Here is a 21,989-nt window from a genome sequence, read left to right as displayed (position 1 = left end):
TCTTATCATACCTTATCTAACAGACGTTGCATAGCAAAAAGTTTCCAATTAGATCTGCTCTGAAACACTGCTGGGTTTTTCTCCAAACAAAGCAATGCTTAAGAAGATCAGAAGCAGCATGATGCTTATAATATGAAAGAAACTTAAAGCCTGGAAATACTCAATGAAGATGCCGCCAAAAAAAGGTCCAGTCAAGCTTCCCATACTAAAAGCAACTCCGCACAGCAAATTGCCTGTAGGCAGCAGATTGCGCGGCACAAGATCAGTCATATAGCTAATGCCAAGCGAAAAAGTCGATCCGACGGCCATACCTGCAACAAATAAACAAACCGCAAGCGCTGTTGCTGAGCTTTCAAGAAAGCTTGCAGTCACAAAGGCAAGTGACCCAAAAAGAAGCACGCTCAATAATATTTTCCTTCGCCCATACTTATCACTTAACATGCCAAGCGGCAGCTGAAACACGATCGCTCCCACTGCAAAAGATGTTAAAAGCAATGATACGCTTGAAACCTCTAAACCAATTCTTAATCCGTACACCGGGAAGCTTCCATTCAGAGAAGCTTCTAAAAATCCATAGCCTAATGGAGGAAGAAAGGCAACCCACGCGTATTTAGATGCCGCTTTAAAACGTTTCATCGTTTCTTTAAAGGAATTCACTTGAACTGTTTGCTCAGGGAAATCATTTTTTAAGGTGAATAAAAATAACCAGGCTATGAAACATAAAATAGAGGAAATGATAAATGGCAATGCTTCATTAACCTCAACTAGCGGTGTCATTAATGGTCCAACCGCAAATCCTAAACCAAAAAACAATCCATATAGTGATATGTTACGTCCTCTTTTATGATCAGGTGAAAAGCTGGTAATCCATGTCTGTGTTCCAAAGTGCAGGGCATGATCACCTATGCCTACCAATAACCGCAGCACAAACCAAAACCAGAACGTTTTCCAGAAGGGGAAAAGCAGCAGCGACACGACAACGAGCAAACCTCCCAAAATGATAACCGGTTTATAGCCGTACTTACGCAGCGGATATTCCATAAACGGTGAAATTAGCAGAATTCCAATATAAAGTCCAGTTGCATTCAAACCATTTAAACTCGATGACACTCCATCCGCTTCAAAAATAACCGCGATTAGAGGCAACAGCATTCCCTGACTAAATCCAGATATTGCCACAATACTCACTAAGATCCAAAAGCGCATATTTTCTCTATTTTTCATTCCCCATACCTCAGCTTGTAAAATAATTTAGTCTCCCTAAAAGATGGTATATGGAATTCAGAAGATTGGCAAGGGAAAGATGTCCAATAAAAGCGTGTATGTGAAAGATTAAATAGAGGAGAAAGAGAGTCTTTCCCGGAATGATCAAAAAGTTCCTTGAAATGATTAAAAACGTTTCTGAAATCAACGAAAGAAGCAGGGAAATGATCGAAAAGCTCTGAGAAATAATCGAAAAGCCTATGAAAATTGATTAAAAAACAATATATGATCAACCATAAATGATTCTTTCGAGAATTAGAGGGAGGATCACTCGAAAAAAATTAAATTGGTTATAAACCCATTTTCTGCACAAAATAATCAATAGATTTATTCTGCAACCAGGAACATAGAGGGAAGTGACCATTTTGAACAGAATATTTTTGGTGCTCGTCTTTGCGGGTGTTCCGCTTTCGATAGTCGGAACACTGCTTCACTGGTCTAATATTATTATGTTTGGGATCTATTGCTTAACGATTATAGCGTTAGCTGGTTTTATGGGGAGAGCAACAGAGAGTCTGGCGATAGTAGCTGGACCTAGGATTGGCGGACTTCTTAACGCAACCTTTGGAAATGCCGTTGAACTGATTATTTCTGTTTTTGCCTTGAAAGAAGGATTAGTTGGAGTTGTTTTGGCATCCTTAACAGGCTCTGTCATTGGAAATCTTCTGCTGGTGGCCGGATTATCCTTTTTTGTAGGAGGATTAAAATATAAACGGCAAACTTATAATGTTTTTGATGCACGACATAATTCTGGTCTGCTAATGTTTGGGGTCATTGTGGCATTTGTAATTCCAGAAGTGTTCTCTATGACAATGAATGAAACAAAAACAATCAGTTTTAGTATAGGCATTTCAATCATATTGATTGTTCTATACTTGGCAGCTCTATTTTTTAAACTGGTAACGCATCGGGGTGTCTATCAAACGAACACAGAGAATGAGCAACATGCCCATGAAGAGCCTGAGTGGGGAAAAGGCAAGGCTATTACTGTTTTAGCCATCAGCACTGTGGCTGTTGCATATGTATCAGAAAACCTAGTTCACACCTTTGAAACCGTTGGGGAAGCGTTTGGATGGACAGAGCTCTTTATTGGTGTCGTCATTGTCGCAATTGTCGGAAATGCGGCAGAGCACGCATCCGCTATTATTATGGCTTACAAAAATAAAATGGATATAGCAGTCGAAATTGCAGTTGGCTCCACCTTGCAAGTGGCTATGTTTGTTGCCCCAGTTCTCGTCTTGATATCATTATTATTTGCGGATCCTATGTCGCTTGTTTTTACATTGCCCGAATTAATTTCGATGGTAACAGCGGTCCTCTTGATGATTGTGATTTCAAATGACGGAGAGTCCAATTGGTTTGAAGGTGCAACACTATTGGCCGCTTATATGATCATGGGAATTGGATTTTATTTATTGTAAAACAAAAAAACGGCTCCAGGGGAAGAGCCGTTTTCGGGAAGCAATTAGTTTCCCACACTATTAGGGTATTCTTTAAGTATTTTGTTCATTCGGTAAGCTTCATCTCTTCGCTATTCGGCATGGATCACCATCTTCCTGTTTAGGATGATTTCTCTTCCTGTGTGCCAGTCAAGTATGCTCTAGCCTCCTTTATAAGCGAATGGATTTAGCTGCCCTCCTTTATTGAATTAATGTTATTATGACATATATTTTGATATTTGTAAATATTCTGATTTTTACAATGGTGTTACAATTTTATTTCTTATTAATGGATAGAAAAGTGACAGGACGAAAAAACTAATAGTAAATGATCATGGCTAAAAGTGAAAGGAGTTCACAACATGAAAAAAAGATTATTATCTATTGTATCTGCTCTATTAATTATAATGTCCTTACAGACATCTGTTATGGCTGAAAAAACGGAAGAAAAAGCTGAGAAAACAGAAGAAAAAGCTGAAAAAAAAGAATCAAAAGCGATCAGTATACCAAGCTCGGTTCTCAATATAACCAAGGAAAATACGTATCCTAATCCTGATCAGGATATGCCAACCCTGCAGCCTAGCGATCTAACGCAAAAGCTGATTGATTCATCTAAGGTGAAGATTGAAAACCCGGATTTGATTCGTATGTTAAATGAAACGACGGTCAATAGCACACCGTTTGCCATTGGTTATAAGGCCGTTGTGTACTTGGGACAATGGCCGCTGAATTATGAGTCTACTGAAACAGCTCCAAATTGGGAATATCAAAAAATCAATACGAACTATTTTGATAATCGCGGTGGAAAAGCACCCTATCAGATTCACTTTGTTCAAGAAGCACAAAAAGTTGTAAAAGGCGGATTAACGGCTAAAATTCCAAATTCAGAAGACGTTAAGAAGATGATGCTGTTAAAGGCAACCGAAAAGACAGGCTTGTCACTTGCCTTTGAAACAATCATTGGAGGGGGAACCAAGAAGGATAATGTCTATAATATCCCTCCTAAACGTCTTGGTTATTTATATGGCTATGCTCCTGCCATCAATGAAAAAGGGAAAGTCACGTACGGTGAAGTTTACCTCATGCTGAAAGGAAACAAAAAAGTCATTGTTGTAAAAAATGTAACATCACAAGGAATAGGCGCATGGATTCCTGTTCAGGATCATATGTCCTTTGGCTTTATGGTTTCGGAAAGACCTCGGTAAATGGTGTTTAAGGATAAAAGAACGTCTTAAGTAAATCAATATGTATTAACGGAAATAATGAAATTATTAATTGAATCAAAGAGGTTTATACAGAAAGAATCGTATTTTTTAGTAAAGGTTCTAACATTAAAAAAACGCCCTATGGGCGTTTTTTATCGTACTGTTTGAACCGGTGTAAAATAAAGATTCGCTTTTCGATTTTGAAAATCCACATCCGGGTAATATTTATCTTTTACCAGCACATTAGGACCAAGGCATTTTACTTGTGGGCAATGGCAGCTTAATGATTTTGCAAGGCTAGTTTGGCTCCATTTTTTAAACACATCGGGTAAGGAGTCTGTTTGCACATTCCCAAGCGGTGGTGTATCGCCAAAGTCCGTCACAATGACATCGCCCGTGAAAATATTTACGTTTAAACGGGAGCGGCCATCTGGATCATTGCGGACGGTCACCTTTTCAGTGTTGTTTAAGCGCTGCAATAAGGCAAGATCATCAGCATTTGTCTGGCAAGCATAAAATGGGAGTGTCCCAAAAAGCATCCAGACAGATGGGTTCCGTATGTCTAACAAGTGATGAATAGCCGAACGAATCTCATCAAGTGAAAGAACTTCTAATGATGAAGCGAAATCGGAAGGGTACATAGGATGAACCTCATGCCGCTGACATTTCATATCTTCTGTAATTTGCTTATGAATATTTTCTAAGTGAGGCAAGGTCCTTTTATTAAGCATTGTTTCAGCTGATACCATAACACCTGCTTTAACAAGCTCGGCACTATTATCAATCATCCGTTTAAACAATGCTTCGCGCTGGCTTGTGGTAGGCTTTCGCTCCATCATCGCAAAGCCGCCTTCAATGAAATCAGCTTCTGTTCCCCAGTTATGAGAAATGTGGAGCACATCCAAATAAGGCAAAATCGCATCATATTTGCTAAGCTCAATCGTTAAGTTTGAGTTTATTTGTGTGCGCACTCCTCGTTCTCTTGCATAACGAAGCAATGGCACCACATAGTTTTCTACTGATTTTTTTGAAAGCATCGGCTCGCCGCCAGTAATGGAAAGGGAGCGCAAATGCGGAATTTCTTCAAGGCGTTGAAGAAATAATTCAATCGGCAGTGCACTAGGGTCTTTCGGCTGCAATGTATAACCGACTGCACAATGCTCACATCTCATGTTGCAAAGCACGGTGGTTGTAAATTCTACGTTTGAAAGCGTCATTTCGCCAAATTCTTCTATATCCATATAAGCTTCCCAAGGATCAAAATTCGGTGTAATCGGGGCTAATGGCAAAGTCATTACGTTAACTCCTTTAAAAATAATTCTCCCTCAAGGAGGCAAATCTCTAGTCATTATTGATCGAACACGGCGTTCTGTCAACTGGCGCGTTTAAATCTCCTTCTTTATGGGAAAAGACAAGCATCATATATTTTTGAGGAGGATCAACAATGGGTAATCAAACTTATTCAGATCAAGAACAGAACAGCAAATTATTAAAAGGCATTCTTATCGGCGGCATGATTGGCGGAGCATTGGCATTGCTTGATTCGACAACAAGAAACAAGGTGAAGCATACAGCGATGGGTATTAAAGAGAGTTCCAGCAAAATGATTACAGAAGTAAAAGAAAACCCTGGTGAAGTAAAAGATCAAATGATCAGCCAATTCAAAAGTGCTTCCAACACGTTAAAAGAAGCGATTAGCGATGCACAAAAGCTGTATCAGCGTGTCAATGAAGACATTTTCAGCAATATGGATGTAGTTAAAGAGGTTTCAAATGATGCAATGGAAGTAGCGAAAGATGCCAAACATGATATTAAGGATATCGGTTCCAAAGTCAAACAAGCAGGTTCAGAAGTGATGGACCAGCCTGTTTCAACAGGAGGCACCGGAGAAAAATCTGAATTCTATGGCAGCCAGGCAGGTACAGCTTTTCCAGTAAACAATGAGGATCTCACAACAGATCCACAAGAAAATAAGTATTCCAAATAAACGTATGATTATGTAGTTCGCTTCATGCAAACCTCTGCTCCGGCAGAGGTTTTTATCATCATAAAAGAAGTATGAAGGGAGACCCCAAAGATGAGCAGAAGAGCAAAGTCATTAACGAAAGAAATGCAAAAAACATCCCATGAAAGGGAAACAGACACCGGTACAAAAGGGATGGTTGTGACAGCGCATCCAATAGCATCCGATATTGGACGAGATGTGTTAGCGAAAGGCGGAAATGCCGTTGATGCTGCAGTAGCCATTCAGTTCGCACTAAACGTTGTGGAACCAATGATGACAGGAATCGGAGGCAGCGGTTTCTTAATGGTCTATCAAAAGAAAGCAGATACAGTGAAAATTTTTAACGGCCATTCAAGAGCTCCGAAAGCAGCTTCCGCCAGCATGTTTCTTGATGAAAACGAAGAGGTCATTCCTTTTAAAGAAAGATCCACACATGCATCAGCAGTTGGAATTCCCGGCATTCTCAGTGCACTTGATGCTGCCTTGAAAAAATACGGATCGATGCCCCTTGCGGATTTAATTCAGCCTTCAATCGAAGTGGCTGAAGAGGGAGTGGAAGTCAATTGGGTGTTAAGTCATGCGCTTGAACAGCATGGGCACCGCTTAGGTGAGCATGCAAAATCATTGTTCTTTCCAGAAGGAGCTGCACTTGGTGAAGGTGACCTTCTTGTGAAAGAAAAGCTGGCAAACACTTACCGACTGCTTCAGGAAAAAGGCATTGCAGCTTTTTATGAAGGTGAAATTGCCGAAGCGATCGTTGCTGAGCTGAAAGAGCAAGGCGGATTAATGGAGCTTGCCGATTTAAAAGAATATTCCGCTACAGTTGATGAACCTGTCTGGGGTGAATACAGAGGCCATAAGATTGCAGGTGCTGCACCGCCAACAGCAGGAGGCGTCACAATGCTGCAAATTTTAAAAATTCTCGATACATTTGATTTATCCAAATACGATATTCACTCAAAAGAAAAATATTATTTATTTCTAGAAGCGATGCGTCTCGCTTTTGCCGATAAAGTGGCTTATTCTGGTGATCCCGAATTCGCTGAACTGCCGACGAAAGGTCTGCTTGATGAGGAATATATCAAGGAACGAGTAAAATATATTAATTTTAAAAGAAGAAACGACGCCATCGATTTCGGAAATCCATGGAAGCGTGAAAAGGATCAGAATACTCCAGTCAAACAGCCGGATGATATGGAAAAAAGTGAAACCACTCATTTTACCGTCGTAGATCAGTGGGGCAATATCGCCAGCTGTACGTCAACGGTTGAGCATCCCTTTGGATCAGGAATCATGGTCAGTGAGTATGGATTTATGCTGAATAACGAGCTGACTGACTTTGATGCCAATCCGGGTGGAACGAATGAACCTGGACCAGGTAAGCGCCCTGTCAGCTGCAAATGTCCAACCATTTTGTTTAAGGATGAACAGCCTGTGCTGACTCTAGGTTCACCAGGAGGTCCAACTATCATTGCCTCTGTGTTCCAGACCATTGTTCATTATCTTGATTATGGTGTGAGTATAAAAGATGCCATTGACGAACCGCGAATTTTTGTTACAACTGGCCCATTAGTCGAATGGGAAGGAGAAATGGATCAGGCAGCCAAAGGTGAGCTTGAGGCAATGGGTTTTGATTTTGGAGACGAGCCAAGCTCGATTGGCAATGTGCAAGCTATCGTGATTGATGGGAAGAATGGTCTTTTATATGGAGCAGCAGATGCCAGCAGGGAAGGAAAAGCAGCCGGCTTAAACGATTAATTTGCGGGTATAATAAAGGCGATATCCATTTGCGTCACAGCTTCTTTTCCTGTACGATTGTTCTGAGATGAAAGGAGAGAGCCCATGGGTAGCCAGATTCAAGACAAAAATTCACAAGTAGTATTTCTAAAACAGCGCCTTAATATGTTTTTAGACGTATTGGATGCCATCGAGCCTGAAAATACAGAACTAGAAGATATTGACCGCTTAATTGATATGATCGACGATTTAGAATCCAAATGCCGTGAATTTAAGCATCGCGATATGTAACATTAGAAGGGCTGTCCGTGTTGGTGCGCGGGCCGCCCTTTTTGGTTGTTTTGCTGCTGTTGTTGTTGGAAGTTTGTTCAGTTTGGGCGTTTGGCGGATAACTGGCCGTTTTTGGCGGATAAATTGAAATAACGGCGGATAAAATTTTTTTACGGCGGATATACCATTTTAAAGGCGGATATTTGCTCAGTGACATATCCTGGTTTTGCGCAGCAAACTCAAGTGAAAAGAGACCTTGACGAAAAATTGACTGTTTTTGCAAGGAAAGGTTGCCTCCTTGGACTAATTATCTCGTTCCTGATAAAAAACAGGCGCCTCTTCAATGTCTTTCAGCCACACATGTTCTTCTTCGTTAATTCCATTCTTTACCCATACTTCACCCGGGGTGTACTCGCTGCTCCTCCGCATCCAAGTAAGCTGGTCTCCAACCACTAGGGGATTGCTATCTAGTTGTCCCTTTTTCGGGAACGTAATCTGCTTTTGAATGCTTGAACCAATATCAATCACATATAAAGCAGTGTACATGGTTGGCACTGGTCCTTCGTTCCACTCCAGATTTTCTTTCGCTCGTGCCACAATCACTTCATTTTGAGAGAGCCAGTCTAAACCCAAATCAACAAACCCTTGTGGTGTATAGACTTTTTCATTCTTAATAGCAGGCATGTCGGCTATAGCTGTTTTTTTGTCCTTTACAAAAAATCGGCCTTCCCCAGAGATATAGGCTAATTGATTGGATGCTGGAGCCCATTTTACCCAGTCTTTAAAGCCTAGCATGTTGCCGATCATCTGAAATCGTTCTCCCTGATTGTCGATCACACATAATGAATTGCTATCATTCGACCATGATGCAGTAGGGATCGCAATCATGCTAAGCCATTTTCCGTCGTAGCTCCACTTAAAATCATTCGCGTAAATGGCGAACAAATCAGATTCATTTGTTTGAATCGTATAAAACGGGTGGATCTTATCTTGAGAAAGATTAGCATTACTAGCAACTTTAAAAAGGCGGATAGGTTCCCAGCCTGCAGGTGTAAGGCTAGATTCAGCGGAGACAATAAACTCTTTTCCATCTGGAGTCCATTCGAAAGAGCTGACTCCTAGTGATACATTCTCAAATCCTTGCGGACGGCCATTTTTTTCACGGGTAATGTTAAGGACAGTACCGTCTGTATAAGCTAGCTGATTTCTTACAGGTGACCATTTAAAACCAAAAACTTTAACATGAGGATAATGCTGAAAACTTTCTTTTTTCTCCATATCATAAATGTAAAGCTCTGACCTCCCGCCACTTTCATCTCCATCTGTATAAGCAATAAATCGGCCATCATATGACCATTGCGGAGACCGCACATAAGCGTCTTTTGTCAGCTGTACTTCTTTTTCTCCTTGCTTAATCCATAACTGATGATCTCGGATAAACGCAGCTTTAAGCGCGGGCTCGGCACTTGCAATCCCTGCATGAAAACCTAAGATAATCAACAAGAAAACAAAAACTCTTATCTTCATAAACAGCCCTCCTTATCCCATAAGATGTCCTAAACATACTCATGCAATGAGCTCAAAATGGCAGATATTCGTAAGCGTATTCAATCCCTTGCACACATAAGAGAACAGGGTATAATAAAAGAGAAAATATTTAGAATTGTAATGGGCAAAACAGGGGAGAAGAGAGAGGGGAAGGCAATAATGAATCTTGAAAAATTACAGCAAAGCATGTATGACTTAGTGGTAGAAACATCCACAAAGCTGCCAAACGATGTTCGCCGTGCGATTCGAGCAGGAAAAGAAAGAGAAAGCGCTGGAACAAGATCTGCAATGAGCCTGGACACGATCACAAACAATATTAAAATGGCGGACGATAATATCTCGCCAATCTGCCAGGATACCGGACTTCCAACCTTTAAAATCAAAACACCAGTTGGTGTCAATCAGCTTGTAATTAAAGAAGCTATTACGAACGCTGTTGCACTTGCAACGAAAAACGGAAAGCTGCGTCCAAACTCCGTTGATTCCTTAACAGGCGAAAATAGTGGAGACAACCTTGGCGGCGGCACACCTGTCATTAAATTTGAACAATGGGAAAAAGACTATATTGATGCCCGCCTTATTTTAAAAGGGGGCGGCTGTGAAAATAAAAATATCCAGTACAGCCTTCCATGTGAGCTGGACGGACTTGGGCGTGCTGGCCGTGATTTAGACGGCATCCGCAAATGCATCATGCACTCTGTGTACCAAGCACAAGGACAAGGCTGCAGTGCCGGCTTTATTGGCGTTGGCATTGGCGGAGACCGATCTTCAGGATATGATCTAGCAAAAGAACAGCTTTTCCGTTCTGTTGAAGATGTAAATCAAAACGAAGAATTACGAAAGCTTGAGGAGTATGTGCTTGAAAATGCCAACAAGCTTGGCATTGGCACAATGGGCTTTGGCGGAGAAATCACGCTGTTAGGCTGTAAAGTCGGCGTGATGAACCGTATTCCTGCCAGCTTCTTCGTATCTGTAGCTTATAACTGTTGGGCATTCCGCCGTCTAGGCATTACAATTGATGCAGAAACTGGTGAAATTCAAGATTGGATGTATCAGGACGGAGAACAGATTGATTTTGGCAAAACGGATGCAGAACAGGAAGTAGCTGCAACTTCAGAAGACAATGCGGTGATTGAACTGCAGGCACCGATTACTGAAGAGAAAATCCGCAGTCTAAAAGTCGGAGATGTCGTCAAAATTAACGGTATGATGTATACCGGCCGCGATGCGATTCACCATCATTTAATGGAGCATGACGCACCGATTGATCTGAACGGGCAAATCATCTACCACTGCGGTCCTGTTATGATGAAAGATGAGGACGGAAAGTGGCATGTCAAAGCTGCTGGACCAACAACAAGCATCCGTGAAGAGCCTTACCAAGGAGACATCATGAAAAAATTCGGGATCCGTGCTGTCATCGGTAAAGGCGGCATGGGACCAAAAACCCTTGCCGCTCTAGAAGAACATGGCGGAGTTTACTTAAACGCAATCGGCGGCGCCGCCCAATACTATGCAGACTGCATCAAATCGGTCGAAGGTGTTGACCTCATGAACTTTGGAATTCCAGAAGCGATGTGGCACCTGAAAGTTGAAGGCTTCACAGCTGTCGTCACAATGGACTCACACGGCAACAGCCTTCATAAAGATGTAGACAAATCATCCCTTGAAAAACTGGCTCAGTTTAAAGAACCTGTTTTTAAATAAAGTTGTGATCCCCTGCAGACATTGGGTTTGTGGGGGATTTTTATGTGTTAGTGGGGGAGAATAAATGGTATGGGGAAAAGCACAGAAACACCCCTCTGTAGTACAAAAAAAGGTAACTGGTGTCTCGAAAAGCAGAGAAACACCCTTCTATAATCTAAAAAAGGAAAATGGTGTCGCGAAAAGCACGGAAACACCCCACTGGAATCCAGAAAAAGGTAAAAGGAGTCGCGAAAGGCAGAGAAACACCCCACTAAAAACCAGAAAAAGGTAAAAGGAGTCGCGAAAAGCAGAGAAACACCCCTCTGTAGTCCAGAAAAAGGTAAACAGTGTCGCGAAAAACAAATTAACACACCAAACCTCCCCAAATTCCACCAGTCATTAGGATACATTTGTCATTAATGTTTCCTCCATTTAAACAGAAACTAAGAAAAAATCCTGGAGGAGACAAAGATGTTAAAGAGAAGTATCATTTTCACCTTCATTTTACTATTATGTACAACCTCTGCCAGCGCGCAATTACCTAATAAAGCAATCCACTGGGGCTTCAAAAAAGCTTCAAACGAAGTACCTGCTGAAGCGGGAAAGCCGCTAGATGATCTTTTAGAGAAATATGGTGCTTTTTATAAGGGTGACACAACGAAAAAGGATATATACCTAACCTTTGATAATGGCTACGAAAACGGCTATACGGCACAAGTTCTTGATGTGCTGAAAAAAGAAAAAGTGCCTGGCGCGTTTTTTATTACAGGACATTACCTAAACTCGGCACCCGATCTAGTGAAAAGAATGGCAGCCGAAGGGCATACGATTGGCAACCATTCATGGCATCACCCTGATATGACAACTGTAGATCAAGAGCGCTTTACACGCGAGTTAGAAAAAGTGAGAGCAGAAACCGAGAGGCTTACCGGCATTAAAACAATGAATTATCTACGTCCCCCACGAGGGATTTTAAGCGAAAAAACTCTCGACCTAGCTAAAAAACAAGGCTACACACATGTCTTATGGTCATTAGCCTTTATTGACTGGAAGACCGATCAGCAAAAAGGTGCGCAATATGCATACGACAACATCATGAAACAAATTCATCCAGGCTGTATCCTCTTGCTTCATACTGTTTCAAAAGATAACGCTGAAGCACTTGAAAAAGCGATACAGGATTTAAAGAAACGCGGCTACACATTTAAAAGCATTGATGATTTAATGTGGTCGCGTTCAATAAACAACCCAATGCTATACTAAACAAGAAAGATCGAAACCAGCCTTGCTTCTGACTGGTTTCGATCTTTTTGTTATAATTCAGGTAAAAGAACAAGGACGGGGAAATATGGATATACTGACTGTAGAAGGACCATATAATTTCGATTTAGTTCTAAGCAGATTAGCGCTTGATCCGCTGCATGTTGTTGATATGGAGAATAGGCTCGTTAAGGTTCCTCTTTTAATCGACAAAACACCAGTTGTTGCAGAGGTGCAAGCAGTTGGAACAACAGATGAACCCAAATTCAAATTATCCGGGATTGAAGCCCCTTATCAAAACCAAGCCCAACAGCGAATCGCTGCTATTTTTGGGTGGGATATCAAGCTTGCGCCAATTCATGATTTTTTTATTAAAACAGACTTGAAAGAAATTTTTACGGATCACCGTGGAACTCCTCTATTCTTAGAGTTTGATCCATACAGCTCGCTCATGAAACTCATCATTCATCAACAGGTTAATCTAAAATTCGCCTACACATTAACCGAAAGATTTGTGCGCAAATTTGGTTTTGAAAAAGATAGCGTCCCTTTTTATCCTCTCCCAGAAACCGTGGCCCAGCTATCGGTCGAAGAACTCCGGGAACTTCAGTTTAGCGGACGAAAAGCAGAATATGTGATCGGCATTGGCAAGGCCGCAACTGAAGGATATTTACAATATGAGGAGTTAAAGAACATGTCTGATGAGGAAATATATGATACACTAATCAAATTGCGGGGAGTTGGTCCGTGGACGGTCCAGAATTTCCTGATGTTTGGCCTCGGCAGACCGAACCTATTCCCCACGGCAGATATTGGCATACAAAATGCCCTCAAAAAATTATATGATTTACCAGTAAAGCCAACACAGGAAGAAATGCAAACATACGCCCAGCATTGGGAGCCATACTTAAGCTATGCTTCACTCTATTTATGGAGAAGCATCGAATAAATTGGAGTGATATCAATGACTCAGAACCAAACAGCTCAACTAAAATTAGGACAAACCTTTCCGCTGACAATTAAACGACTTGGCATCAATGGAGAAGGAGTTGGCTACTTTAAAAAACAGGTAGTCTTTGTTCCAGGTGCTCTTCCAGGTGAAGAAGTTGTGGTCGAAGCGACAAAGGTACATCCGAAATTTTCAGAAGGTAAAATAAAAAAAGTACGAAAAAAATCTCAGCATCGCGTTGTGCCGCCTTGTCCGGTCTATGACCAGTGTGGAGGTTGCCAGCTGCAGCATTTAGAATACACCCAGCAGCTCAAGGAAAAACGCGATATCGTCATTCAATCATTAGAACGCCATTCAAGATTGAAGGTTGAAGATTTAAATATAAAACAAACCATTGGCATGGACAACCCTTGGAGCTACCGGAACAAAAGCTCATTCCAAGTAGGAACACAAAACGGCAAAGTACTGGCAGGACTATACGGACTGAACTCCCACAAACTCATTAACATCGAACAGTGTGCCGTTCAGCATCCGCAAACAAATGCAGCAGTCGAAACAGTCAAACAAGTGCTGCAGGACTTACAAATCCCTATTTACCATGAAAAAACAAGAAAAGGGATCGTTCGAACAATTGTTGCACGCGTCGGCATCCAAACTGGGGAATTGCAAATTGTCCTCATCACAGCGAAAAAAGAACTGCCTAAAAAAGCATTAATAATAGAAAAAATTAAAAGCAGACTGCCAGAAGTCAAATCCATCATTCAAAACATCAACGGTCAAAAAACATCGCTAATCTTTGGTGAAGAAACGTTTAACCTTGACGGCAGTGATTTCATCCAAGAAACATTGGGCGACCTGCAATTTGAATTATCAGCAAGAACCTTCTTCCAGCTGAACCCTGAGCAAACCGTAAAGCTTTATGATGAAGTCAAAAAGGCGGCTGCACTAACGGGTAAAGAAAAAGTCGCTGATGCATATTGTGGTGTCGGAACAATCGGTTTATGGGTAGCAGACGGGGCCTCCGAAATCAGAGGGATGGATATCATTCCTGAATCCATTCAAGATGCAAAGAAAAATGCGAAACGTCATGGTATTAAACATGCTAAATACGTTACCGGCAAAGCGGAAGAACTGCTGCCAAAATGGGTAAAAGAAGGCTGGAAACCGGATGTGATCATCGTTGATCCGCCGAGAACGGGGCTTGATCGAGCTCTGATTCAGACCATTCTTAACGTGAAACCAAAGAAAGTGGTTTATGTTTCTTGTAATCCATCTACGCTTGCGAAGGATATTGATGTATTAAGCAAGAAGTATAAGGTTGAGATGATTCAGCCGGTGGATATGTTTCCGCAGACGAGTCATGTTGAGGTAGTGACCGAGTTAAAATTAAAATAATAAACAGGCAAGAGCCTATAGGCTCTTGCCTTTATCTATTTAGGAATGCTAACCCAAAAATGTATTAAAAATCTCACCCAATCCACATTAAATGAAGGAGTTAAAGTATTCCTTTTTTATATTTCAAGGACAAAGCCATACTCCCCAATCATATAATATAAAGGCCACTTTAGAGAACTTAAACTGCTCCAATCCTCATCTTCCGATTCTTATGCTGAAGTTGCTCTAGTAGAGTTTATAATTTGGTTTTAAAAAAAGTTAGAGTATCAATTATGTTAATATGTGATATCCAATTTGTATATCTTATGTATAAAAATTCATTTTATAAGGATGCTACAAGCATATAAGAAATGATTAATATTTTATATTTATTCAAAATACCTTATTGCATTCCATTCGCTTATTCCCTATAATCTAACTTTAAGGTGGTTTTATAAAAACAATCACTTTATATTTATACATATTAAATGAATATTTATTAATAAGGGGGAATATTTATGGAACACATGGGCTGGATATCAATACTACCACCTATTCTTGCAATCATTCTTGCCATCATAACAAAGAACGTTGTAGTGTCTCTGTTTTCTGGTGCTTTTATTGGGGTGCTCATTCTAGTTGGAGGTAATCCTCTTGAGGCAACGACAGTGACAATTGGAAACTACTTTTTTACTCTTGCCGCGGATGGCTACAACGCAGCCATTATTGTTTTATTATTTTTTATTGGCGGATTTGTAGGACTTATGGAGAAGTCGGGCGGTGGAGCTGCTCTTGCAGCAAATACGCTTAAATTTATTAATACGAAGGCAAAAGCACAGCTTTCGGCTTGGTTCGGGGGGATCATTATCTTCTTCTCTGATTTAGGTACTCCATTGATCGTTGGGCCAGTATTTGAGAAAATCTTTGATAAGGCAAAGATTTCGAGAGAAAAGCTAGCTTGGATTATTGATTCAACATCTTCCCCAGTCGCTGTATTAATTCCTTTTATTGGATGGGGTGTATACATTATGGGTCTTATTCAAAAGGAATATGAAGCTTTAAATATTACGACATCTGAATTTACCACTCTGGTCCAGGTTATACCATTTCAATTTTATGCAATATTGGCAGTAGCACTTGTACCGTTAATCGCTCTTACGAAGTTAGATTTTGGGCCAATGGCAAAAGCTGAGCGCAGAGTCCAAACTACAGGAGAATTGTACTGGCCAACTTCTAAGCCATTAAGAAGAGCTGAGAATGCCGAAGAGGGAACGGAACACAGGCATGCTATATTGATTTGGCTGCCATTGTTAGTGCTATTTGTTACTCTATTCGCTTTACTAGTATCATATGGGTTCCCATTTGAGCCAGTGGCAGGAAATGATTTTAGAATCGCTTTAACTACAGCCTATTTATTTGCTGCTATTACGATTATTATCTTAATGCTTGTATATAAATTGAAGAAATTCAGTGACATTTTTACTATCTATACAACAGGGATGCAAAAGATGGTTTATGTTGCCGTTACGTTAATCCTGGCTTGGTCTCTTGGTCAAGTAATGAAGGAAATGGGTACGGCTAACTTTATTGTTGAAGCCATGAATGGAACTGTGCCTGCATTTATTATTCCAGCCGTTTTATTCTTAGTCGGTGTTTTAATGTCGCTTGCATCAGGATCTTCATGGGGCACATATGCTATTATGCTGCCAATCGCCATCCCGATGGCTGTGGCACTTGACGCACATTTATTAGTTTGTATTGGTGCTGTTCTTTCAGGCGGAATCATGGGAGACCATAGTTCACCAATATCTGATACAACGATTTTATCGTCGACTGGAGCAGGTGCGGACCATATCGATCATGTGAAAACACAATTGCCATATGCGCTTCTTAATGCTTCAATTGCGTTTGTTGGATATATTGTTGCTGGAATCACAGGTAGTGCATTTACTTTAGTATTAGTGTTTACCTTACTCATTTTATCTATTTTTGTTTTATCTAAGATTCATAGAAAGAAGTATGAGCAATCAGAGGGAATTGGAATATAAATTATTACGATTTATTTTAAAAAATTTTGCAGCAGATAGCAGAATAGTTTAAGGATCAATCTTATGATTGGTCCTTTTTTGTGTGAGTAAAAGTTTAGCGGTTCTAAACCATATTCATTTGACTAACGAAATAAAATAACTTATGATTATCACAATCAATCACTTAAAAGCGTAAAAGCTTTAAAGTGATAAAGACTTTAAAAAACTATTAACGTATATAATAGTAGATTTCAGATGATTGGCGGGGGAAAAGGTGAAAGAGAATCTTACAATGTGGAAATCGATTATTCCTTTATTAGGATTAATCATAGCTGCTGCTTGTTCCGTTTTTATATGGGATGCAGGAATGAACTTTCCTTTAATCATTGGGGTTATTTTAGCTTCTGCTGTTGCGGTTAGCTGCGGATGGAACTGGAATCAGGTGCAGCAGATGATGGTGAATGGAGTAACAAGGGCTCTGCCAGCTGTGTTTATTTTATTGGTCATCGGCACAATTATTGGGTCCTGGATTGCAAGTGGAGTGATTCCGACCATGATTTATTACGGAATTTCTTTAATAAATCCGACCTGGTTTGTTCCGGTTGTGGCTCTTATTACGGGGATTGTTTCAATTACTCTGGGAACTTCCTTTACATCGATCGCAACGGTTGGATTAGCATTTATGGCAATTGGTGAGGGGTTAGGATTTCCGCCGGCTCTAGTAGCGGGTGCCGTTATATCAGGTGCATATTTAGGGGATAAGCTTTCTCCTTTATCAGATACAACCAATGTTGCTGCGGCATTGGTTGATACAGATTTATTCAGTCATATTAAACACATGCTTTGGGATACGATACCTGCATTTTTAATATCGCTTATTTTGTTTTGGGTATTTGGCAGTTTGGAGTCGGCCAACAGCACAAGCATGGGATCTGAAACCATCAATACAATCATGTCTGGTTTAGAGAATGCTTTTATGATTCATCCTTTATTATTGCTGCTGCCCATTATAACGATCTTTTTGATGCTAAAGCGTGTTCCGGCATTGCCTGCGTTAATGGGTGTCGGCTTATTAGGTGCAGTAATAGCTGTTGTGGTTCAAGGAACTTCAGTAAGTTCAATCGTTCAATTTATGACGAGCGGTTTTAAAATAACAACCGATATCGGCGAGATTGATTCATTATTAAATCGCGGCGGACTATCTTCCATGCTTGGAACAGTTGGGATGCTAATGATTGCTACTGCTCTCGGCGGCATTTTAGAAGAAACAGGTACATTTGAAGTATTAACAAGTAAAATGATGGAAAAAGTGAAAAGTGCTGGAGCGCTGATCAGTTCTACACTGTTATCAACATTTATTGTTGCATTAGCAAGCGGTGCACAGTTTTTGGCGATCATACTTCCCGCGAGAACGTTTGTGCAAAAGTATAAAGATATGAACATTGATACGAAAAATCTTTCGAGAACAGTAGAGTCAATGGGGACTGTTGGAATTAATTTGATTCCATGGAGTGTTCCTGCCGTTTTTGCATCCGGCATTTTGGGAGTCAGTGCGTGGGAGTTTATCCCTTACGCGTTCTTTATTTATCTTGTTCCGCTAGTAAATCTGCTGTTTGGCTTCACAGGGTGGACGATTGCGAAAAAGAATTATAGCCAAGAGATGGAACTGGCACATGAAGAAAGGGAAGTTGTATAGTGGGTGAGGTACTATTAAGTGTGGCTGGAACTGCACAAGATGGCGGTTTGCCACAAGCGAATTGTTTCTGTGAAAATTGTAAGAGGGCATTAAAGGACTCGAAGTTTAAAAGAACGGCTGCATCCTTGGCCATTATTTTACCAGAGGAGAAAAAATGGCATCTGATTGAGGCTACTCCTGATCTGCGGGAACAAATGGCACGCTTGCAAATGAGATATGGGCTGGAATCACAGCTGATGAGCAGTATTTTTCTATCGCATGCCCATATTGGTCACTATCCAGGCTTAATGTTCCTAGGAAAAGAAGCGGTTAACTCCCGCCAATTGCCAGTAATGGCAGGAGCGAAGATGAAAAAGCTGCTTGAAAATCATGCACCATGGAGCCAGTTAACTGTGCTTGAAAACATCGCTGTTCAAGAACTAAAAGACAGACAGCCTGTTCATGTTTCTTCAGAAGTGACGGTAACTCCAGTACTTGTTCCGCATCGGAATGAGTTTTCTGAGACTTTTGCTTTTTGGATTATTGGTCCGAATAAAAAGGTACTGTTTATTCCTGATATTGATCGCTGGAATGAATGGGATATTGATATTCACGAAGCGGCCAAAGAGGCGGATATTTGTTTTCTTGATGGTACGTTTTATTCTAAAGAGGAAATAGCAAACATTGGTCGCGATTATCGGCAGATCCCACATCCGCTTATAACAGAGACGATGGAGCTGCTCGAAGATTTAGCAGGGGAGACGGATATTTATTTTACTCATCTTAACCATTCAAACCCTGTATTAAATGAAGATGGCTTGCTAAGAAAGCAAATCGAAGCAAGAGGATTTTTTATTGCGGACGAAGAGATGGAAATTAGGATTTAACAGCATGGTGATATTCCAGAATCTCCTGCAGTAAATATAGAAAAACAGGTATGTAACCCCTAAACTTAATATCAATACTAGATAATCTAAGACCTGGAAGATTCCTTCCGGGTCTTTTCCATGAACACATACCTTGTTTTGTTTGGCTTTTCATTGTACTTTATATATTGATGCAAAAAAATTAAGGTGTTCTATATATATTTTACTTTTATAATCTTTATATTTTTTGAACGAAAGGATTTTTATGATGATAGATAATTTTTGGCGTGATCTGCCACGTCCATTTTTTATTCTGGCACCAATGGAGGATGTAACAGATGTTGTGTTCCGCCATGTTGTAAGTGAAGCAGCCAGACCGGATGTATTCTTTACGGAGTTTGCTAATACGGAGAGTTATTGCCACCCTGAGGGGAATGCAAGTGTGCGCGGGCGTTTGACTTTTACAGAGGACGAGCAGCCGATTGTCGCTCATATTTGGGGAGATAAACCTGAGTATTTTCGTCAGATGAGTATTGGTATGGCGAAGCAGGGGTTTAAGGGGATTGATATTAATATGGGCTGTCCTGTTCCGAATGTGGCTGATAATGGGAAGGGAAGCGGTCTGATATGCCGTCCTGAAGTTGCTGCGGATATTATTGAAGCAGCGAAAGCAGGGGGACTGCCTGTAAGTGTGAAAACAAGACTTGGTTTTACAGAGGTCGATGAATGGCGCGATTGGCTGACACACATTCTGAAACAAGAAATCGCGAATCTTTCCATCCATCTGCGTACAAGAGATGAAATGAGCAAAGTGCCTGCTCATTGGGAACTGATACCCGAAATTAAGAAACTTCGGGATGAAATCGCTCCAGACACACTTTTAACAATCAATGGAGATATTCTTGACCGACAAATGGGCATGGAACTTGTTGAGCAATATGGTGTCGATGGAGTAATGATCGGCCGTGGTATTTTCAGCAATCCATTTGCTTTCGAAAAAGAGAAAAGAGAGCATAGCAGCAAGGAATTGCTGGATCTTTTAAGATTGCATCTGGATCTTCATGATAAACATTCCGCAGAAGAACAGCGTCCATACAAGCCTCTTCCTCGCTTTTTTAAGATATATGTAAAAGGGTTCAGAGGGGCAAGTGAGCTGCGGAATCAGCTGATGAGTACGAAGTCAACGGATGAAGTGCGAGCTTTGCTGGATGAGTTTGAGGCGAAGAATGCTGACGGGGCAAGAGAACATTAAAAGAGTATTCATCCATGTTTTAGCCTAATGATGTTGAGTTTAAAAAACTTACAAGTAATGGTTAATTGGCTGGTTTGAACTGATTTTCACATTTTCCCAGCCAATTTTCATTAGATGGTTATATGATAATAAACTAAAGTAACATTTTTTCTAAATGAACCTTTAAATCACTAAAATTCTTACAGTTATTATTTAAAACAATTTCCCAGACTATATTGGAATTCTTTAATCCGATCTTTGGCATAAACTTAGTCCAAAGTTCCATTTGTTCCTTTTGGGTTAAACTAATTTTTTCTTTTAGCAAACGTTTTAATTCATTATAAGTTAGCTCAATCCTTATTTTGTCTATTGCGTTCTGTTGAAGAAGATTATTTAGTATCATTTCTCGTTCCTCTGTATTTCTTTTTCTCTCTTTTTCTTCTTGTTCCAACCTTTTCTTTCTCGTTTCCTCTTCATGACGTTGCTGTTCGGCCTTTTCATCTCTTTTTTGATTAATTTTATCCTGAAAAACTTTTCTGTATTCTTCTTCTATTTCAGAATTACTGAGCATAAATCCATCCTCAATCGCTAAAGCATCAGCGAATGGAATTTCATAGCCTTCATTTAGTAAGAAAGCACGAAATGGTTTCATAATACGGTCTTTTAGAAAACGTTGGACTCTTACTACTATTTTTTCGTCGGTATTAAATATATAGTATAAACTTTTAACATCTACATCATGGGTAAATGTTGTTGGGTAATTGAAGTAATTAAAAAAGTCTTCATCATCTATTTCATTTGAAATAAGGATGTCCCACTTTGTATCTTCTTTTGTTTTGGAAGCAATGGAGAGTTCAGCATCCCATAAAATAATGCTGTTCTTCTCTTTTTCGATGGCTTGTTCTTTTTTCTCTATAAACCAAACAGGCTCAACACCTTTATTTAGAAAATATTCATGCCTCTTTTTAATTTGTTGAGCTAATTTACTATCATCTGTTGGATTTACATTTGTTATGATGGATATAGCTAATTCCTTCATAGGTAACTTCACATAAATATCAGGATACTCTTTCCAATCGTTTTTTTCTCTATATCCCAAACTGACGTACATTTCCTTATTGATCTTGCTCTTTATTTCTAACTCATCCAAAATGATGTCAACTAATACTGTATGAAGCTTAGATTCCCTTTCAATTTGCTTTATATATCTTTTTTCTGCCCTATCAATTATTCTTGATTCTTCACATGCTTCGGAATGTTGATGGGAAAAGTAAAGACCTCTCTCTTCACCGTGTTTGACTATCAACTTTGCTTGACAGTAAGGACACTGATATATCTCTTTTTTTGCAAGCTTTTTTAAATTGGCTACCTCATCAGTTGTTGCAGAATAAGGCAAATTAACAAGTTCGTTATCAATTACATGCAAAGCTTCTCGCATTTCCTCACCCCTAAGA

General features: G+C 40.2%; 18 protein-coding genes. 13 read left to right on the top strand and 5 right to left on the bottom strand.

Translation table 11 applies throughout. The annotated features are described in order from the left end of the window. Positions 1 to 48 precede the first annotated feature (48 nt). The gene (locus B7E07_RS19100; protein ID WP_080848411.1) at positions 49 to 1,224 is read right to left on the bottom strand and encodes an MFS transporter; all 1,176 of its coding nucleotides are present in this window, start codon (positions 1,222 to 1,224) and stop codon (positions 49 to 51) included. A 404-nt stretch (positions 1,225 to 1,628) separates the two neighbouring features. Between B7E07_RS19100 and cax the strand changes: the two genes are divergently transcribed. Together cax and B7E07_RS19090 are read left to right on the top strand one after the other, a co-directional pair. Further along, entirely contained in the window at positions 1,629 to 2,684 is a 1,056-nt protein-coding gene (cax, locus tag B7E07_RS19095) for a calcium/proton exchanger (RefSeq protein ID WP_176215249.1), read from the top strand. 380 nt (positions 2,685 to 3,064) lie between these two features. Then, positions 3,065 to 3,907 (top strand): YfkD famly protein, encoded by an 843-nt coding sequence (locus tag B7E07_RS19090; protein WP_080848410.1) that lies wholly within the window; start codon positions 3,065 to 3,067, stop codon positions 3,905 to 3,907. A gap of 152 nt (positions 3,908 to 4,059) precedes the next feature. Here B7E07_RS19090 and yfkAB read toward each other — a convergent pair whose 3' ends face one another. After that, positions 4,060 to 5,202, bottom strand: a complete 1,143-nt coding sequence (gene yfkAB, locus B7E07_RS19085; RefSeq protein ID WP_080848409.1) for a radical SAM/CxCxxxxC motif protein YfkAB — start codon at positions 5,200 to 5,202, stop codon at positions 4,060 to 4,062. Between the two features lie 149 nt (positions 5,203 to 5,351). On the opposite strand from yfkAB, the gene B7E07_RS19080 reads away from it, so the two are divergent. From B7E07_RS19080 to B7E07_RS19070, 3 genes are all read left to right on the top strand, one after another. After that, positions 5,352 to 5,894 (top strand): hypothetical protein, encoded by a 543-nt coding sequence (locus tag B7E07_RS19080; protein ID WP_176215248.1) that lies wholly within the window; start codon positions 5,352 to 5,354, stop codon positions 5,892 to 5,894. A gap of 90 nt (positions 5,895 to 5,984) precedes the next feature. After that, complete coding sequence (gene ggt / locus B7E07_RS19075) at positions 5,985 to 7,670, top strand: gamma-glutamyltransferase (RefSeq protein ID WP_080848408.1); 1,686 nt, start codon at positions 5,985 to 5,987, stop codon at positions 7,668 to 7,670. An 84-nt stretch (positions 7,671 to 7,754) separates the two neighbouring features. Next, entirely contained in the window at positions 7,755 to 7,940 is a 186-nt protein-coding gene (locus B7E07_RS19070; RefSeq protein WP_080848407.1) for an SE1561 family protein, read from the top strand. Here the strand turns inward: B7E07_RS19070 and B7E07_RS19065 are convergent. Next, complete coding sequence (locus B7E07_RS19065; RefSeq protein WP_080848406.1) at positions 7,921 to 8,202, bottom strand: hypothetical protein; 282 nt, start codon at positions 8,200 to 8,202, stop codon at positions 7,921 to 7,923. The two genes, B7E07_RS19070 and B7E07_RS19065, sit on opposite strands and share 20 nt — an antisense overlap. Positions 8,203 to 8,222: 20 nt before the next feature. After that, positions 8,223 to 9,446, bottom strand: a complete 1,224-nt coding sequence (locus B7E07_RS19060; RefSeq protein ID WP_080848405.1) for a translocation protein TolB — start codon at positions 9,444 to 9,446, stop codon at positions 8,223 to 8,225. Positions 9,447 to 9,626: 180 nt separating this feature from the next. On the opposite strand from B7E07_RS19060, the gene B7E07_RS19055 reads away from it, so the two are divergent. The 8 genes from B7E07_RS19055 (at position 9,627) to B7E07_RS19015 (ending at position 20,556) form a co-directional block, all read left to right on the top strand. Beyond that, positions 9,627 to 11,174 (top strand): fumarate hydratase, encoded by a 1,548-nt coding sequence (locus B7E07_RS19055; protein ID WP_080849275.1) that lies wholly within the window; start codon positions 9,627 to 9,629, stop codon positions 11,172 to 11,174. Positions 11,175 to 11,624: 450 nt separating this feature from the next. After that, entirely contained in the window at positions 11,625 to 12,416 is a 792-nt protein-coding gene (gene pdaA / locus B7E07_RS19045; protein WP_080848403.1) for a delta-lactam-biosynthetic de-N-acetylase, read from the top strand. A gap of 85 nt (positions 12,417 to 12,501) precedes the next feature. Then, positions 12,502 to 13,362, top strand: coding sequence for a DNA-3-methyladenine glycosylase family protein (locus tag B7E07_RS19040; RefSeq protein ID WP_080848402.1), 861 nt, complete (start codon positions 12,502 to 12,504; stop codon positions 13,360 to 13,362). A gap of 15 nt (positions 13,363 to 13,377) precedes the next feature. After that, positions 13,378 to 14,757, top strand: a complete 1,380-nt coding sequence (rlmD, locus tag B7E07_RS19035; RefSeq protein ID WP_080848401.1) for a 23S rRNA (uracil(1939)-C(5))-methyltransferase RlmD — start codon at positions 13,378 to 13,380, stop codon at positions 14,755 to 14,757. 497 nt (positions 14,758 to 15,254) lie between these two features. After that, a complete protein-coding gene (locus B7E07_RS19030) occupies positions 15,255 to 16,784 on the top strand; it encodes a Na+/H+ antiporter NhaC family protein (protein ID WP_080848400.1) in 1,530 nt (509 codons plus the stop codon). Between the two features lie 253 nt (positions 16,785 to 17,037). Next, a complete protein-coding gene (gene nhaC, locus B7E07_RS19025; protein WP_080848399.1) occupies positions 17,038 to 18,459 on the top strand; it encodes a Na+/H+ antiporter NhaC in 1,422 nt (473 codons plus the stop codon). After that, a complete protein-coding gene (locus tag B7E07_RS19020) occupies positions 18,459 to 19,325 on the top strand; it encodes an MBL fold metallo-hydrolase (protein WP_080848398.1) in 867 nt (288 codons plus the stop codon). The genes nhaC and B7E07_RS19020 overlap by 1 nt, the downstream gene beginning before the upstream one ends. 247 nt (positions 19,326 to 19,572) lie before the next feature. Further along, positions 19,573 to 20,556 (top strand): tRNA dihydrouridine synthase, encoded by a 984-nt coding sequence (locus B7E07_RS19015; RefSeq protein WP_080848397.1) that lies wholly within the window; start codon positions 19,573 to 19,575, stop codon positions 20,554 to 20,556. Positions 20,557 to 20,689: 133 nt separating this feature from the next. Here the strand turns inward: B7E07_RS19015 and B7E07_RS19010 are convergent, their stop codons facing one another. Continuing rightward, a complete protein-coding gene (locus B7E07_RS19010; RefSeq protein ID WP_080848396.1) occupies positions 20,690 to 21,973 on the bottom strand; it encodes a competence protein CoiA family protein in 1,284 nt (427 codons plus the stop codon). Positions 21,974 to 21,989 lie beyond the last annotated feature (16 nt).

The organism is Cytobacillus gottheilii, from assembly GCF_900166665.1.
Taxonomy (GTDB): domain Bacteria; phylum Bacillota; class Bacilli; order Bacillales; family Cytobacillaceae; genus Cytobacillus; species Cytobacillus gottheilii_A.
This window is presented reverse-complemented; position numbering and strand designations above follow the sequence as displayed.